The organism is Sphingobacterium sp. Lzh-3, from assembly GCF_046764375.1.
Lineage (GTDB): Bacteria > Bacteroidota > Bacteroidia > Sphingobacteriales > Sphingobacteriaceae > Sphingobacterium.
In genome coordinates this window covers 5,428,332-5,444,842 of sequence record NZ_CP177226.1, presented here as the reverse complement: position 1 = coordinate 5,444,842, position 16,511 = coordinate 5,428,332, and the positions used below count along the sequence as shown (strand labels likewise).

General features: G+C 40.6%; 12 protein-coding genes. 7 read left to right on the top strand and 5 right to left on the bottom strand.

The window, feature by feature from the left end; all coding sequences use genetic code 11:
- Positions 1–73: 73 nt before the first annotated feature.
- Both ACLCDV_RS23010 and ACLCDV_RS23005 read left to right on the top strand, forming a co-directional pair.
- On the top strand, positions 74–850 hold the full coding sequence (locus ACLCDV_RS23010; protein ID WP_046672799.1) for an amidohydrolase: 777 nt from the start codon (positions 74–76) through the stop codon (positions 848–850).
- A gap of 338 nt (positions 851–1,188) precedes the next feature.
- Positions 1,189–1,560, top strand: a complete 372-nt coding sequence (locus ACLCDV_RS23005) for a MarR family winged helix-turn-helix transcriptional regulator (RefSeq protein WP_411972328.1) — start codon at positions 1,189–1,191, stop codon at positions 1,558–1,560.
- A 102-nt stretch (positions 1,561–1,662) separates the two neighbouring features.
- On the opposite strand, the gene ACLCDV_RS23000 is transcribed toward ACLCDV_RS23005, so the two are convergent.
- From ACLCDV_RS23000 to ACLCDV_RS22985, 4 genes are all read right to left on the bottom strand, one after another.
- Entirely contained in the window at positions 1,663–3,219 is a 1,557-nt protein-coding gene (locus ACLCDV_RS23000; protein WP_075994264.1) for an FMN-binding glutamate synthase family protein, read from the bottom strand.
- Positions 3,220–3,405: 186 nt separating this feature from the next.
- Positions 3,406–4,167, bottom strand: coding sequence for a Rossmann-like and DUF2520 domain-containing protein (locus tag ACLCDV_RS22995; protein ID WP_411972327.1), 762 nt, complete (start codon positions 4,165–4,167; stop codon positions 3,406–3,408).
- The gene (locus ACLCDV_RS22990) at positions 4,167–6,626 is read right to left on the bottom strand and encodes a heme lyase CcmF/NrfE family subunit (RefSeq protein WP_317669472.1); all 2,460 of its coding nucleotides are present in this window, start codon (positions 6,624–6,626) and stop codon (positions 4,167–4,169) included. Before ACLCDV_RS22990 ends, ACLCDV_RS22995 begins: the two co-directional genes overlap by 1 nt.
- Positions 6,627–6,645: 19 nt before the next feature.
- A complete protein-coding gene (locus ACLCDV_RS22985; protein ID WP_046672794.1) occupies positions 6,646–7,053 on the bottom strand; it encodes a cytochrome c maturation protein CcmE in 408 nt (135 codons plus the stop codon).
- Positions 7,054–7,437: 384 nt separating this feature from the next.
- Here ACLCDV_RS22985 and ACLCDV_RS22980 point away from each other — a divergent pair, with 384 nt between their 5' ends.
- The gene (locus ACLCDV_RS22980; protein ID WP_411972326.1) at positions 7,438–8,397 is read left to right on the top strand and encodes a lipid A-modifier LpxR family protein; all 960 of its coding nucleotides are present in this window, start codon (positions 7,438–7,440) and stop codon (positions 8,395–8,397) included.
- An 88-nt stretch (positions 8,398–8,485) separates the two neighbouring features.
- Here the strand turns inward: ACLCDV_RS22980 and ACLCDV_RS22975 are convergent, their stop codons facing one another.
- A complete protein-coding gene (locus ACLCDV_RS22975) occupies positions 8,486–9,736 on the bottom strand; it encodes a dicarboxylate/amino acid:cation symporter (protein WP_411972325.1) in 1,251 nt (416 codons plus the stop codon).
- A gap of 559 nt (positions 9,737–10,295) precedes the next feature.
- Here ACLCDV_RS22975 and mnmD point away from each other — a divergent pair.
- The 4 genes from mnmD (at position 10,296) to ACLCDV_RS22955 (ending at position 16,507) form a co-directional block, all read left to right on the top strand.
- A complete protein-coding gene (mnmD, locus tag ACLCDV_RS22970; RefSeq protein ID WP_411972324.1) occupies positions 10,296–10,961 on the top strand; it encodes a tRNA (5-methylaminomethyl-2-thiouridine)(34)-methyltransferase MnmD in 666 nt (221 codons plus the stop codon).
- Between the two features lie 123 nt (positions 10,962–11,084).
- Positions 11,085–11,666 carry an RNA polymerase sigma factor gene (locus tag ACLCDV_RS22965; RefSeq protein WP_115046583.1) on the top strand — a complete coding sequence of 194 codons (582 nt, stop codon included), beginning with the start codon at positions 11,085–11,087 and terminating at the stop codon, positions 11,664–11,666.
- A 171-nt stretch (positions 11,667–11,837) separates the two neighbouring features.
- A complete protein-coding gene (locus ACLCDV_RS22960; protein ID WP_411972323.1) occupies positions 11,838–13,034 on the top strand; it encodes a FecR family protein in 1,197 nt (398 codons plus the stop codon).
- Between the two features lie 128 nt (positions 13,035–13,162).
- Positions 13,163–16,507, top strand: a complete 3,345-nt coding sequence (locus ACLCDV_RS22955) for a SusC/RagA family TonB-linked outer membrane protein (RefSeq protein ID WP_411972322.1) — start codon at positions 13,163–13,165, stop codon at positions 16,505–16,507.
- Positions 16,508–16,511 lie beyond the last annotated feature (4 nt).

Sequence of the window (16,511 nt, the reverse complement as noted above, 5' to 3'; positions counted from 1 at the left end):
ATTAAAATTCGTATCTTGCCATTAAATGGTTGTTTTGTAATAAAATAATTAAATAAATTTTTAGATTACGTTCATGGAGCCTTTAAAAATCACCGTATTTCAAGCATATCTATTCTGGGAAAATATAGAGAAGAATCTAAATAATCTCGCGTTGAGACTTTCCTCATTGCGCGAGAAAACGGATGTTATTATTCTCCCCGAGATGTTTAATACAGGCTTCACGAATAATGTCGAAAAATGTGCAGAGCCGGCAAATGGCCCTACAACAAGATGGCTATTTGAGATGGCGAGTTCGCTTAACTGTGTTGTTGCCGGTTCCTTGATTATCGAAGAAGGTGGCAAATACTATAATCGCTTTGTGTGGATGTTTCCAGATGGTAAATATGTAAAATATGATAAACGCCACCTGTTTGGACTATCTAAAGAAAGTGAGTACTTCGAACCAGGAAATGAACGTATCCTGGTGGATATCAAAGGATGGAAAATTTGCCCAATGATCTGTTATGACCTTAGATTCCCCGTCTGGTCTAAAAATCAAAATGGCGCCTATGATATTTTAGTGTATACGGCCAGCTGGCCGGATAAGCGTTCTGCACATTGGAGAGCCCTCATACCAGCACGTGCGATAGAAAATCAAGCTTACGTTGTTGGAGTAAACCGGGTTGGGCATGATGGTAATGATATTTACTATTCAGGTGGTTCTATGTGTATCTCTCCACTTGGTGATGTGGTGTATTATAAGCCAGAAGACGAGGACTTGTATACATTTACCTTAAATCCGAATGATCTGTTGGAAGCACGGGAGAAATTTCCTTTCTTAAAAGACTCCGATTCTTTTACAATCGGGTAACACGCTCTAAATTAGGTATAATTGCAAGCATTTATTTTGTTTGTCTCCTTTTTATTTGTTAAATTCAGTCTAGTATAAATCAAATTGTTATGATTTATCAACATCTACTGGTGACATGTTGATAAAATTTTGTTTGAGACAGTTAGATTAAAGCGTAATTTAGGCTAACTATTAGCCAAAATACGTTTAGCTTTTTCTCAAATTATATGAAAGACGACGTTTTATTATTGCAATAAGTTGCGTAAACAACCATAACCATTATTCATATGTTAGACCAAGATTTAGTATCACAAGAGTATTTTTATAATTTCCTAACGGGAAAATACTCAATTGCAGTTATGCGGAGATTACAACGTAATCTCAAGGAGGCCGGGTTAAGCATTACTTCTGAACAATGGAGTATCATGTATAACCTGTGGGTAGAGGAGGGGCTAACCCAGCAGGAACTCGCTATTCGTACATTTCGAGATAAGCCGAGTGTCACGCGATTAATTAATAACCTTGAACGGGTAAATCTAGTGATCCGCGTCAATGATAAAAACGACAGAAGGTCCAATCTGATCTACTTAACAAAAACCGGACGAAAGATGAAGGATGAAGGAATGAAGCAGGCAAAAAATACCATTGAACAGGCTTTAGGGGGATTAGCCGACGATCAAATTGCCTTGTCAAATACCATTCTGCATCGCGTATTATTTAATTTGAAATAAAGATACTTAGTGGGGGTTATTTTATAAGGGAACTATCAGGGTATAAAAAAGGTCCCCTATGTATTCAACATAGGGGACCTTTTTTATATGAATTTCTAGCAGTTAATCTTCGAAAAGTTTGCTTTCGAAATCTGTGTGGCTATTGACCAATTTACCTTCAGTTCCGAAATAGATTTCCTGAAAACTTAGTGTCCGGATAGCATCTACCTTACGATAGAATTTATCAGCCGATACATCCGAAAGTGTTTTGAAACCACAAGCTTCCATAATTTCGACTGTAGCACGTAATGTGTTGCGGTGGAACTGAGCTACGCGTACATATTTATCATTTACGTCGAGTCCTTTGTATAAATGCGGCTGTTGCGTGGCAACTCCAACCGGACAAACGTCTTCATTACACTTAAGTGCTTGAATACAACCTAAAGCGAACATCATACCGCGAGCACTATAACATGCATCTGCGCCTAAGGCAATAACTTTTAAGATATCGAAACCCGTTACAATACGGCTGGATACGATAACTTTAACATGTTTTTTCAAACCAAAAGCAATCAAGGTTTTCGTTACAAATGCCAATGCATCGTATAATGGCATCCCTAGGTTATCTGTAAACTCTAGTGGCGCAGCTCCTGTACCACCTTCTGATCCATCTACGGAGATAAAATCAGGGAAGATCTGCGTGTTTTGCATGGCGTGACAGATGTCGATAAACTCATGTTTATCGCCGATACAAATTTTGAAACCGATAGGCTTTCCACCCGATAGCTCGCGCAGCTGTTGTATGAAGTGCATCATTTCAGTCGGTGAGGAGAAAGCGCTATGTGCTGGAGGCGACATCACATCTGTTCCTGGAATGACGTGACGAATAGCCGCGACCTCTGGGGTGTTTTTTGCCGCTGGAAGGATACCCCCATGACCGGGTTTAGCACCTTGCGAAAGTTTCAATTCGACCATCTTCACGTTTTCACGATTGGATTTTTCTCGGAAAAGTTCCGGATCAAATTTTCCCTCCTTATTACGGCACCCAAAATAACCTGTACCCACCTGCCAGATTAAATCACCCCCATTGTTGTGGTAATCGCTGATTCCCCCTTCGCCGGTATTGTGTGCAAAGTTTTGAAGTGCAGCACCCTTATTTAATGCCGTTATCGCTGTTTTACTCAACGCACCGTAACTCATTGCCGAGATGTTGAACACACTTAAGCTATAAGGTTTTTTACAGGCTGCATTTCCAACAGTGGTGCGCAGGTCGTGGTTTTCGATATGGCAAGGGAAAACAGAGTGTGCAGCCCATTCGTTCCCGACTGCCTGTGGATCGGTCTGCATACCAAATGCTACAGTTTCACGTTGATTTTTTGCACGTTGGTATACGATCGAACGCTGTCTTCTGTTGAAAGGACGTCCATCCATATCCGATTCCCAAAAATATTGTCTCAACTCAGGACGGATAGATTCGAAGATATAACGGAAATATCCAACTAAGGGATAATTGCGTAGGATGGCATGTTTGGTCTGGAAACTATGGTATAACGCGATCAATAGCAATGGAAATGGGATGATAAGCAGCCAAAACCAGCTTGATGTAAATATAAATCCAAATGATACAATGATTAAATTAATCACAATCATTATTGAAAGAATGAGTTTTCTAACTTCCATAGAAAATACGATTGTTTAGTTTTAATTCGCTATTTTAATGTTTAGCCCAACTGATTATTTTATTACTCAATTAGCATTCCAAAATGCGCTTTTGGACGAAGCAAATGTACTAAAGTTCCTGAAGTAAATGGATATATTTAGCCCTTGGAGGTAAGTTTTGATAAGTTTATAACCGTTTCTAACAAACTATTTTCTTTTAGTAATCTCCTGCGACAAAAGTTGATAGATTTGCTGTAAATCTGGTTTATTGCTAATAAATTGCAAATGTTTTTGCATTGTTGTGCTGTCCTGTCGGATCGCCGGACCTGTCTGAACTGTTATTGGAATATGATTTTGCACTTTTTCTGCCGTTTCCAGGATGATTGGTTTGATTAGATCAAAGGACAAGTCGTTTTCTGCTAAGAGCTCATAGGCCATCTGATAAAGGATGTTAGTGAAATTGTTGACCATGACCGAGGCCAAGTGAATGGCTAAGCGTTGCGTTGAGTTACAATAGATACTCTTCGGTGCAAATGTCTGTGCAAGCTGAAGTAGCGCGGCACTATTTTCATCGGTGTTACCTTCAACACAAAGTGGGACGGTCGAGAAATCGACTGCTTTATTTTTGGACAGCGACTGTGGCGGATAGAGGACTCCTGTATTTTTAAATCTAGTCAGTACAGATATATCCGTTGCGCCCGAACAATGGATAACAATTCCTTTTAAATCTTTTGGTAGCGCTTCTACCAGCGATACAATGGCCTGATCGGTAACGGCAATGAGATAAAGATCGGCATGTAGGTCTAGTTCAGATAGTTGGTCAATTGCTGGGCAATGAAAAACAAAGGCCAATGCATCTGCATTGGCCTTTGTTTTACTGTAGATCTGAACGATATGCTGTCCTGTTTTTTGAAACTGTTGTCCAAAATGCGTAGCGGCATTACCGCTTCCTAAGATCACAATGTTCATTATTTAAGTGCTTTTCGTTTCTCCTCTTTATTTCTTCTCACAATGGACATGATAAAGCCGATGGTCATGACAATCGTTCCACACCAGAAAAAGTTGATGTATGGGAATTTAATGGCTTTAAATACCACCCATTTCTTTTCTGGAAGCGGCTTTTGATAAACCATGATTTCCAGTTTATCCTTGTCAGGTTTAATTCCCGTAAATCTGAATTTAAGTCCTTGCTCGTTGACATCTTTATTGAAGTCATAAACACCACCGTCTTTAATTAAGTAGATTGGTTGTACCTCATACTGTTTGTTGTCGGCCGAAAATACTTTTATTTTCAATCCAACCATGACATCACTAGGACCTTTTGGAATTTTCTCGAGGTGAGCCTCTTTGTTTAAGCCTTCAATGACATAATATCCATTGCGGTAGCGTAGGGTATCACCGATATTTACCTGATACGTTGCCGGCTCCTCATAGTCTTCGAAACCAGTTTTGTCTTCTGCCGGAACTTTCGCATGCGTTGCTTGGCTTTCAGCTGCAGCGGCGGTAATCAGCGTATAAACATCGTGCGTAACATAATGTTTGGTCGCAGGAGTACCAATCAAACCGCCCATTTTCGCGTTGTTTTGTGCAAAAGGTTGTAGCACAAAATGCTCCTTCACTTTACCTGTTTCTTCGTCGATCCGCTCGTATTTTATTTTATAAAACGTATTTGGAGCCACAATGCTATCACCGATATAGGTTATTTTGTATTCCCCCATTTGTACAGGTTCACCTTCGGTCAAGAATAAGTTGTCGCCAGGTTTCTCTACTTTGTCAAATCCCGATACAGCAATGTAACCTGTGTTGTTGACCGAGATGACCTCGTTGGTTGCTGCAGCCACCATGGCACCGATAAGTAGTAATCCAAAGCCGATATGGGCTACCGAAGAGCCGGCCAGCTTCCATTTACCTTTGACAGCATCACCCAATACGCGGATATTCGCCAAAATACAGAAAATACTTGCGAAGGTGATCAAAATATAGATCAGGTTGGTATAAGTCTTTGTAAAATAGACGACAGCAGCCGTTAGAATGAGAGACACAACTAACGATGCTACGGTAGAAGCCAAAAACTTGCGGCTATCGGTACGTTTGTATTTTAAGAATTGTGTAAATCCGGTTAAGATCATAACGATCACTGCAAAACCCGATTGCCACTTGTTATAATGTTGGATCGGATCCAAAGGTGGAGCTACCTTGGTGCCAAAGATCTTGTTGAACACTGGAATTGATGTCGAGGCAATGATCTGTGCACATGCGACAGTCAATACCAAGGCGCCAATAAACATCCAGAATTCTCTTGAATAGATATCCTCATCCTTTTCTGTGATGGGCATCTCTTTCTTTTTGACCGTAAGAAATACCACCATGATAACCAAAAAGACAACATTGAATAAGATCAACTGTCCGCTCATTCCCAGATCGGTGAAGGAGTGTACAGAAGTCTCTCCAAGGACACCACTACGTGTCAGGTAAGATGCATAGATAACAAGTACAAAGCTGATCATCGCCAAAAATGTAGCGGTGAAATAAGAGTGACCTGAATTCTTGTAAGCAATCATGACGTGGACAGCAGCAATCAGGGTAAACCAAGGAATAATTGATGCATTTTCTACCGGATCCCATGCCCAGAAGCCACCGAAGTTAAGTGCTTCGTAAGCCCAGAATGAACCCATGATAATACCTGCACCTAAAATCATCACGGCAAATAAAGCCCAAGGAAGTGCTGCATTGATCCATTCTTTGTAACGTTTGGTCCAAAGAGCACCTGTTGCATAAGCAAAAGGAACAATCATCGACGCAAAGCCAAGGAACAGGGTTGGTGGGTGAATCACCATCCAGTAATTTTGAAGCAAAGGGTTCAAACCATTACCGTCGGTGATAAGTGAAAGATAATTAGCTTCTCTAAAGATCGGAATATCCATTGCTTCACGCAATAGAATAAACGGGGAGCTACCGATACGCAGACCGAATATTTCCACACCAATAATCATGGAAGCTAAAAATGCTTGGCATAACATGACGAAAGTCATGACAGACGATTCCCAGCTTTTTGCTTTAAACAGCAAAACAGAACCTAATACTGTTTGCCAGAACATCCAGAGCCAAAAACTACCCTCCTGACCTTCCCAAAAACTGGAAATGATATAGTACGTAGGGAGTGTCTTGGACGAGTGTGCCCAAGCATAATTATATTCAAAAAGATGATTGTATATAATATAAAATAAAGTTGCACCAATCGCCACTACGGAGACCGCATTAGTCCAAAAGGCAATACGTGCAATTTTTTTCCATGAATTCTCTTCAGGGTATTTTGTTGCAAAAAAGTAACTGATAAAGGATAGAAGTGCAGCACCAAAAGAAAGTACAATAAAAAATTGTCCGATCTGCCCTGGCAGCAGGTGCTCACCAACGTAATTAACGTCCATTGAAAATTGATTTTACGAATTAATTATTGAAAGCAGTAGCATTGATCTCGGTGACGACCGATTTATCGTTATATTTTGACGGACATTTCATCAATATCTTACTTGCCCTAAACACATTTCCGTCCATTTTTCCTGTCAATACAATTTGCTCTGAACGTTCAATATCTTGAGGTTTGGCGCCTCTAAAAATCACTTCACATTCTGTACCATCGTTGTCACGCATGAAAAACGAAAATTTGTTGGCGTCAGTTTTGGGATCATAATGAAGCGCTTTGTCTTTATTCAATTGACCTACCACATATAGTTCGGTTTTCTTTTCTTTAGCTTCGGTAAATGTCGAATAGGTACTTGAATCGGTATAGATAACAAGTATCATAGCGATTGCGACAGCAATGATAGCGATTAGAATAATTGAACTTTTTTTCATTTGTATTTACTTATTTTATAAGTGTTTGATCTCATCGTATAAATGAGCTCGTTTCACCTGGGTTGTTTTTTCTTAACGTTGAATAGCTGTTCCGATCTGCCAGATATTCTCCTTTTTTTCAGAAAGATTATTACCCAAATCTGACAACGTTGTGCTCGCTAAAATCCCAAATTGATTACATTTGAGACCTAATCGAATGCAAAATTACAAATAGATTCGCTAAGAAAGGAATAATGCAACTTTTCCATATTATTTATATCTATTCTAAATAGTTTGAATTAATTGGAAAAATAAGCTAGATTCGAATGCTTTTGAATAATTTGAGGTGAAATTTGCTATTTTGGTTCTAATGATATCGCATGAATTTTACAATTGCCTGTTAATATGAGTGTTGCTTTGCGATTTTTAGGCCTCTTTTGGGCTGTTATATTTCCCTGCTTTTTTGTTTTTGGACAGGTAAAATTCCGTAATCAGGAAATTGCTATCCAAAATGACAATGACGTTTATCTACTGACCGGTCAGGACCGCTATTATACCAATGGTATCAATATCAACTATAGGATTGCGTTGCCAGGTAAACCGGATAGAGAGACTTCAAATACGGTATTGGATTTTGAAATAGGCCAACGGATTTACAATGGTATCAGTATCATTGACTATAGACGGCAGGAAAAGAAATACGATAGACCATTTGCAGGTTACCTCTATTTTAATGCTGGGGTAGCGCGGTTTTTACCGCACGATCAGGTTGTTGAGTTTAAGACTGAATTGGCGCAGATCGGTCCTAAATCCTACGGTGAAGAAGCACAGAAGTTTATCCATCATCTCTTTGGGATGTATGAGGCGACAGGTTGGGATACGCAGCTTGGAAATTCCTTCGGTATTGATTTAAGTGCAACCTATAAAAAAGGACTATACCGCAGTCAAAACCAGCAATTCGATGTGGGAATTATAGGTGAGGGAACCATTGGGCTAAATAATACCAATATGGGGATTGCAGCACCGCTTCGGTTGGGGAAGCTGAAGTCCTATCAGGCATCCACCTTTACACATGGGCATTTGACACAGGGAAGAGCAGACAATGATAAAGAATGGTATTTTGTCTATCAACCAAGCGTGTCTCGTATTTTTTACAGCGCAACAGTAGAAGGAGGAAGAGGTAAAGATGATCCTATAGGTAAGTTATACACTATTCAGCCTTGGATGCTTAGTCACCGCATTGGTTTCAATTGGTCTAACCACAAGATCAATTACGGTATCAATTACATCTTCAATTCGAAAGAGCTCAAATCGGTGTTTCACCGGCATCAATATGGCGAGCTGTTTTTTGCCTACCGTTTTTGATCAGCCGGCCATACGTAGGACCTACATGGATCCGCTTGATAGGATTTTCGTTGGTCCAGCGTTCAAATGTTTGTCGTTTGTAGCTTGTTTAACCTGGGTTTTCGGGAATAGGGTCGGCCAGTTTTTGCCCGATCAATCTGGTGGTGAGCATAGCGGCTACGGTGTCTCCAGTGGCATTGAGCATTGTTGCGAGCGGATCGACCAGGGTCGCTATGATCATAATGGAAGGGATCACTTCCGTTGGCATCTGATAAACCGATATGATCAGCATTTCTCCGATGTAGCCACCATTAGGAATACCTCCGGCTACGATGCTCACCAGTAAAGTAATGCCAACCGCCATAATCAGATTGGCCGGGTCAAAAAAATCCTTGCCACTTAATAAAAGTGCAATATAGATTTTAAAAATACAGGCGATCGCCGATCCATGCTTGTGCAATGTTGTGCCTAAAGGAATGACGACACTAGCTACACTGTCGGGAATTCCAATTTGCTTGGCTGCAAGTAAGTTGGCCGGCATGGTGGCGAGGCTACTGCAGCTGCTCAATGCGGTCAATGAAGGCAATATGTTATTTTGCCAATAACGTTTGACACCCTTTAGCCCGAATGCAAAAAAAGCGAATAAACTGAATACCGTGAAAAAATAGAAGATTCCAAAAAAGTAATATAGACCGATAGGTTTGGCATAGAAACCAAAGAGCTGCGGACCTAAGGTTCCGACTTGGTACGCGAAATATGCACCCAAACCAATGGGAGCCAGGTTCATGACCATCACGAGTAAATTGCCCATCACAACATTGCCTGAATTGATGAATTTACGAAAAACTTCTGCGGATGCCGCCGATTTACGTGTCGCAATACCAACGAGAAATGAGAAGATAACAAAGGCTAGCATATTTTGACGCGATAATAAACTTGAGAATTCGCTGACTGTTAGAAATCGGACCATTTTTTCACCCCAAGAATCATGAACGGCTGTGTCAATAATCTTGTTTGCCTGTTCAACGGCGAGCGGAGCGTCTACGGGGAAAAGGTAAAGAAAGAGTATACTTGATACCCCTGCAACGACGATACCCACCACAAATACAAACGACATCATGCCGATGATTCTACCTAATACGCTGTCCCCATCGATATTGGCAACAGATGAGGATATGGCAAAAAATACAAGTGGTATAACGCTGACAAAAAGCAGGTTTAGAAAGATGTCGCCAATCGGTTTCAGGTTGTTGACACTATTCGGAAGAAAGATACCGATCAAACTTCCGATACTGATCCCAAGGAGTAGAAGTAAGATACTACCGTAGTTCTGTACAAAAGTTTTTGTAGTGTGTTTCATAGGTATGTGCTTAATTATTGCTTAAGAAGCTCATTTGCATAAACGAATTGCGGTAATTTGCTTTCTGAATCTCGGTGCATTAGTGATATCCAATTCCATCCTATTATATCTATTCATCGTATTGAATCTACTTGATAGGTCTGGATATTTCATTAGGTTTTATAACTATTTACTATTTAGAATGCTAAAATAGTGTTTTTCTCGAATAGCTCGATTAAAAGGAAGTGAATTTATGCGTGTTTGTTCGTTTTTGTGTTCTTTTGTTGAATGAATCAGATTTTTTTTCTGAACTCTTATGTATTTATTGGTCCGAATTTTCATTAAATTCTTAGGAAGATCGCTCGGTTTGGGTTATTAAAAAAGAAGCATTTTCAGTCCGCTTTCACAGCTGTTGATGCCGTTGAAATCAGTAAGGTTTTGATACTCGAATTGGCTTTTTTATCTTTGGACAGTAGCAGTAATAAGTGTCATGGGTAAGGAATGCGCCATTTGTTTGGATTACTGTTTAGTTGTTTAGACTTAATGTGTGAAAATTGGAACTTAAAGTATTTGTATAAAAATGGAATTTGTAACGACAGGAGATGGTTCGAAAACGTTGTTTAATGCTGAAATAGGAGAATGTTATCATTCTAAACACGGTGCAGTACAGGAAAGCAGGCATGTTTTTATAAAAACAGGGCTTGACCACTATGTACAAACAACAGGGGCGACCGACGTCGGGATCCTGGAGGTTGGGTTCGGGACAGGTTTGAATTTTTTGCAAACAGCTGACTTTCTAAGCGATAAATCCGTTCAGGTGGAATATGTCGGAATAGAAGGATTTCCCTTGCCTTTGTCCACTATTGCCGCAACGGGCTATGAGGCGACGGTACATCCGGCCGTATGGGCAAGCTATTTGAATGCATACGAGCAGGCTTTGACGGGAAACGTACAGATTAACGCGTACTTAAAGCTTCATATTGATCATACCTTATTGATGAATTTCCAATCGGATCGCTTATTTGACGTTGTTTATTTTGATGCTTTTGCGGCAGTGCATCAGCCTGAGATGTGGAATGATGCTGCCTTAGGACATATCGCGCAGTTTGTTAAACCTGGCGGTGTTTTTGTGACTTATGCTATTACCGGAAACCTCAAACGCAGTATGAAAGCATTGGGCTTTTCAATAGAGAAGACGCCTGGTGCGCCAGGCAAGCGTGAAATGCTGCGCGCAACGAAGTTATAGGAAGGACGATTGCCGACTTTAAATTATTGTTAACTGCTTGGTATTCTAAAAAGTGTTTTCTAATTTAGCCCAAAATAGAGACGCTAACCTATTCACCACTTGTGGTTTATATTTTACTACCTAATGACAGATTCGCAGTTGATAGACAGTTTGAAGACAGATGGCCAGGAAGGATTTGTTGCGATTTATCGTAAATTCTATAAACAACTGTTATTCTTTATACTTGGTTATCTGAAGGAAAACCGTGTGGCAGAGGAAATCGTGGCTGATGTTTTCGTTAAGGTATGGGAGCGTAGGTCTGATTTTCATACAATGGAAAATCTAAAGGCCTTTATCTATATTTCGGCAAAGAATGCGAGTCTGAATGTTATTCGGTCGGAGCGTTCTAAAGGCATCCATGAATCCTTGACAAATTATGAAGATCTGTTGGTAGATGATCGCGACGTTTTCTCAAAAATGATTCATGCGGAGTTAATCCACTCTATATTTATTGAGGTCGGAAAGCTTCCAGAAAAACAACGGGAAGTTTTTAATATGACCTATCTTGAAGACAAGACTGTCGAAGAGATTGCAGAAGAGCTTCAAATGAGCCCAACTGCTGTATACACAAACCGTTCCCGTGCGATACATACCATACGAACCTTGTTGGGGACTAAAAATGCATTAACGCTCCTCGCGTTTTTATCTTTAGTCGGCGAGAATTAGCCGGGGCGTATCCGATTTTATACCCCGCTATTTATTCTTTTTTGACCCTTATCTTTTTATTTTCTGATTGGTTTTCTAAGCTTCTGCGCTGTTTTTTTACCTGTTTAATATTTTTTTACTTTTTTATGTAAGATTCTGTGAGTCGCCGTGTTTTTATTGACGAAAGAAACGATGACGAAAAGTATGCATGGTACAGACCACATTATAACACTTCTGAACTCCTATTTAAAGGGTGAAATTCATCCTGATACACATGTGGAACTCCGGTTGTTATTTGAACAATACCCAGAATTGCAGAGCATGTTAATGGAGTTAGAAAATCCAGAAAACCTTCAGCAAGAGCTTAAAATTTATGAAAGTCTTTTTGAGGCTGATGCAATAAAGGCAGAAGAAAGGGTGTTGTCGACCATTTTAGATCGAATTGACGTAAAGTCGACTGAGCAGCAGGTGAGTTGGTTCAAAAAATATCGGTTGTATGCTGCTGCTGCGGCATGTATCATCGGTTTAATTGGGCTGGGGACTTGGAAAATGAAACAAGATGAGCAAGCTCAAACTGTTGTTGATCCGATACTCCTGGCTAAAGATCTTGTACCCGGAGCCAATAAGGCAAGGCTTCAGCTTGCCGACGGAACACATGTAGACCTGGATGGTCGTTATAGCGGGATCTTAATGGGAAGTGAGATACGGTATAACGATGGTTCGGTCGCAGTGAATACGCAAGAAGATAAAGGGCAGATGATGGTCTTATCAACACCTAGAGGGGGGCAATATCAGATTGCTCTGTCCGACGGTACTAAGGTGTGGTTGAACGCCGATACGCGCTTGCGTTATCCCAACAAGTTTATAGGCCAAACACGTGTCGTAGAATTAGATGGAGAAGCCTACTTTGAGGTCGAAAAAATGGGGGATAAACCTTTTGTGGTCGTGACCAATAAAGAGAAGGTCGAAGTATTGGGGACTCATTTCAATGTCTATTCTTTCCCGGGGGAGCAGGAATCAAAAGTGTCTTTGTTGGAAGGTAAAGTAAAGGTATCTGTGCCTATAGGAAAGGAAAGACTGCTTGTCCCCGGAGAACAGGCTTTGGTGAATGGCGAGGAACTCTCTGTTCAGCAGGCCGCTGTAGAGGAAAGTATTGCCTGGAAAAATAATGAGTTTACATTTAACGATGAACCTTTGGGAACCGCATTGACACAAATTGCGAGATGGTATGATATTGATATCGAAATAGCTCCAAGTGTGTCGAAAATTAGGTTATGGGGATCAGTATCGCGTTTGGACAATTTTGATAAGGTACTTAAGATTATCAAAATGACAGACGATAAAATAAAAGTTCAGATTGAAGGAAGGAGGGTGAAATTGATGAAATAAGAATACATTAAATCATTATTTCGTCCTTTTAAGGAGCTGAGGAAGGTGGCACTTCCCCAGCAAATTGGTTCGAGATATAATAAAACTTACTCAACTGTTTATTAAACTAACAAAACCAACCAAATGTAATGAAAAAGTATAAATACCTCATTATTATGAAAATGATTATTATGCTTCTTTTGTTTAGTATCGTGCAGCTTCAAGCTGGAAGTTTCGCTCAGACGGTGCGTATAAAAAAGAAGAATAGTCCTATTGTTGATGTATTTCGGGAAATCAAAAAACAAACTGGATATACCGTATTATGTAAATCAGAAATTATCAGCAATAGTCCTAAGGTCAGTGTGGATTTTAATAATGTCTCCTTAGACCGAGCATTAAATGAACTATTGTCTTCTAGAGGACTTAGCTACATCAAAGAAGGTAATTCTATTATTGTGAAGATTAGTGATAACAGTCGTCTCGAGCAGTATGCGCCGCTCACAAATGTAGGCTGGCTAGCAGAGCAAAGCCCTGTTCAGGGCAAAATTACCGATCAGGATGGCAAAGTGCTTGCTGGGGTAAGTGTAGCCGTAAAGGGCGGAAAAAAAGCAACTGCATCAGACGCCAATGGAAATTATACAATTGCTGTAAGCAGAGGGTCAATTCTGGTATTTAGTTTTGTTGGCTATGAGCGTAAAGAAGTAGAAGTGAACGGAGATGTCTTGAATGTTAGCATGCATCCAAGTCTATCGAATCTGGCAGAAGTCGTTGTCACTGGATATGGTACATTTAAGAAATCGGACTATACTGGCTCTGCTTCAACAATACGTACAGAGCGTATGTCAGATGTACCAGCAGTAGATTTTTCGACGATGCTCCAAGGTAATGCACCTGGAGTCCAGGTTAATTCCCTATCGGGTCAGCCAGGAGGTTCAACGGATATTCGAATACGGGGTATGGGGTCTATCAATGCAGTCAATAGGCCACTTTTTGTTATCGATGGAGTGCCAGTGATGTCGGGCGATATCTCTTCTAGCAGTTCAAACAATGCTGGCCTCGATGTAATGTCTACCTTGAGTAATGCAGATATTGAGCAGATTACGGTGATAAAAGACGCGGCAGCAGCTTCGCTTTATGGCTCCCGGGCCGCAGGCGGTGTTATCTTGATCACAACAAAATCGGGCAAGGCCGGGAAACCTGTATTTTCGTTCAAAGGTGACTATGGGCTTTCCAGTCAAGCGACAGATTTTCGTGAGGTAATGAATGGTCCGCAACGCCGCGAAATGCTGCTGGAAGGACTTCGCAACAAGGCGCGTTATATCGACAAGTTGACTGATGAAACGCTGATTGAAAATTTTGCACAAAACAATATTGATAAATATGCACCCCAACCCTGGAGCGGCTGGACAGATTGGAAAAAAGAACTATTTCGTCGCAATTCACCGTTTAGAAACGCAGACTTATCAGCTTCCGGTGGGGATTCCAAAGTCTCATACTATACATCATTGGGTTATACCAACCAAACAGGCTTGTCTTATCAGTCTGGTTTTGAAAGGTTAACAGGTCGTTTGAATGTGAAATACAAAATGAGCGACAAGCTAGAACTTGGGGCTAATATTTTATATTCAAATGTGAACCAGGATGTTAATTCGGAAGGCGGGACTTACACATCACCGATCTATTCATCACGTCATAAGCTGACTGCTTCCGAACCTGTATACAATGAAGACGGTACCTTCTTTTTGGATTTTTTCTCCAATGGTCCACGTAATCCGAAAGCATCATCATTGTATAATTACCGTCGGGAAAAAGCAGATCGATCGTTCAATACCGTCTTTGCAAACTATAAGTTTATGGATGGTCTCGTTTTCAATACAACCTTCAGTTTAGATCATACAACGACTCGATACAACTCCTGGTCTGATCCGCGGACTTCAGATGGTGAGAAGACAAATGGTCCATTGTCTACAAGTTTTACCGACTATAATCAAATGGTGTGGCGTAATAGCTTGACCTATACCAAGACATTTGCGGCGAAACACCATTTGGATGTTTTGGGCGGTTATGAAGTCAACCGTTACCGCAGAGATGGGATGGATGGGGCCAAAGATAACTTCCCTTCGGTAGAAAAGATTGTACTTTCCAATGGTTCGGTGCTCACTGATCTTTCCGGGTCGAATACGGAATGGCGATTGCTGTCGTATCTTTCGCGCGCCAACTACAATTATGATGATAAGTATTTCTTAGGAGGAAGTGTGCGCATGGATGGTAGTTCAAGGATTCATCGGAGCAGCCGTTGGGGCACATTTTGGTCACTGTCAGGCGCATGGAAGTTTACGAAAGAGAATTTTATGGACTCTTTGAATGATGTGGTGACAGATGGTAAGATTCGGGTGTCTTATGGTACAAACGGTACTTTGCCTTCAAGTTATTTCACCTACATGGATTTAACAGGATTTGGCTATCCGTATGGGAATAATCCGGGGATCAGGGAAACACAGATCGGAAATCCAAACCTAAGATGGGAAAAACAGAATAACCTTAATATTGGTTTGGATGTTCGTTTATTTGATCGATTGGGACTTACATTCGAATGGTATAGAAGGCAGTCATCAGATTTATTGAATGATATGCCGACCTCCTTAACAACGGGTTTCGGATCTTACCTGACAAACATTGGAGCAATTCGAAACTCGGGTATCGAAGTGGATCTGAATGCAGATATTCTACGTGACAAAGCGTTCAAATGGAATGCGAGTTTGAATTTCGGTATGAACAAAAATAAGACAATAGCTTTGGCCGATGGTAGTGAGGAATTACGCGATGGTACGTCAATACATCGTATAGGCCAGCCTTGGTATAGTTATTATCTTATTGAGTTTGCTGGAATAAACCGGGAGACTGGGGTACCTCAATATTATGTCAATGACCCTTCAAATTTAGGATCAAGGGATATTACAGAGGATTATACTAAAGCCAATCGTATTCTTTACAAAAGTGTCGATCCAAAACTGATCGGTGGGTTTGCCAATACGTTCCGGTATAAGATGTTTGATCTGAATTTCACTTGGACTTATTCACTTGGCGGCAACTCCTATGACAGTGGTGCAAGCAAGACTGAACTAGGCGGAAAAACTGGCTATGATAATATACCACAGTATTATGAACGGAGATGGCAGAAGCCTGGTGACGTAAGCGATATCGAGATGTTTATGGTCGGGAATACTTACGATATGAGTAGTGTGGCCAATACACGTCGTGTCCATTCTACGGATCATATTCGATTGAAGAATATGACTTTTGGTATTTCTTTGCCACAGCAGATCTCGCGTCGCCTCAAAGTAAGTAATATTAGGGCATATTGTTCGGGCGTAAACCTATTGACGTTTGCAGCCTACAAAAACTATGATCCGGAAGTACCTGTAAATGGTATCGTGTATTTTGAGTCCCCTAAATTGAAGACAGTAACCTTTGGTTTGGATGTTAAATTCTAAAAAA

What these genes read in the sequence shown, in the direction of transcription:
- ACLCDV_RS23010 (WP_046672799.1), top strand. Translation starts at nt 74, where the DNA reads ATGGAGCCTTTAAAAATCACCGTATTTCAAGCATATCTATTCTGGGAA.
- ACLCDV_RS23005 (WP_411972328.1), top strand. Translation starts at nt 1,189, where the DNA reads ATGCGGAGATTACAACGTAATCTCAAGGAGGCCGGGTTAAGCATTACT.
- ACLCDV_RS23000 (WP_075994264.1), bottom strand. Translation starts at nt 3,219, where the DNA reads ATGGAAGTTAGAAAACTCATTCTTTCAATAATGATTGTGATTAATTTA.
- ACLCDV_RS22995 (WP_411972327.1), bottom strand. Translation starts at nt 4,167, where the DNA reads ATGAACATTGTGATCTTAGGAAGCGGTAATGCCGCTACGCATTTTGGA.
- ACLCDV_RS22990 (WP_317669472.1), bottom strand. Translation starts at nt 6,626, where the DNA reads ATGGACGTTAATTACGTTGGTGAGCACCTGCTGCCAGGGCAGATCGGA.
- ACLCDV_RS22985 (WP_046672794.1), bottom strand. Translation starts at nt 7,053, where the DNA reads ATGAAAAAAAGTTCAATTATTCTAATCGCTATCATTGCTGTCGCAATC.
- ACLCDV_RS22980 (WP_411972326.1), top strand. Translation starts at nt 7,438, where the DNA reads ATGAGTGTTGCTTTGCGATTTTTAGGCCTCTTTTGGGCTGTTATATTT.
- ACLCDV_RS22975 (WP_411972325.1), bottom strand. Translation starts at nt 9,736, where the DNA reads ATGAAACACACTACAAAAACTTTTGTACAGAACTACGGTAGTATCTTA.
- mnmD (WP_411972324.1), top strand. Translation starts at nt 10,296, where the DNA reads ATGGAATTTGTAACGACAGGAGATGGTTCGAAAACGTTGTTTAATGCT.
- ACLCDV_RS22965 (WP_115046583.1), top strand. Translation starts at nt 11,085, where the DNA reads ATGACAGATTCGCAGTTGATAGACAGTTTGAAGACAGATGGCCAGGAA.
- ACLCDV_RS22960 (WP_411972323.1), top strand. Translation starts at nt 11,838, where the DNA reads ATGACGAAAAGTATGCATGGTACAGACCACATTATAACACTTCTGAAC.
- ACLCDV_RS22955 (WP_411972322.1), top strand. Translation starts at nt 13,163, where the DNA reads ATGAAAAAGTATAAATACCTCATTATTATGAAAATGATTATTATGCTT.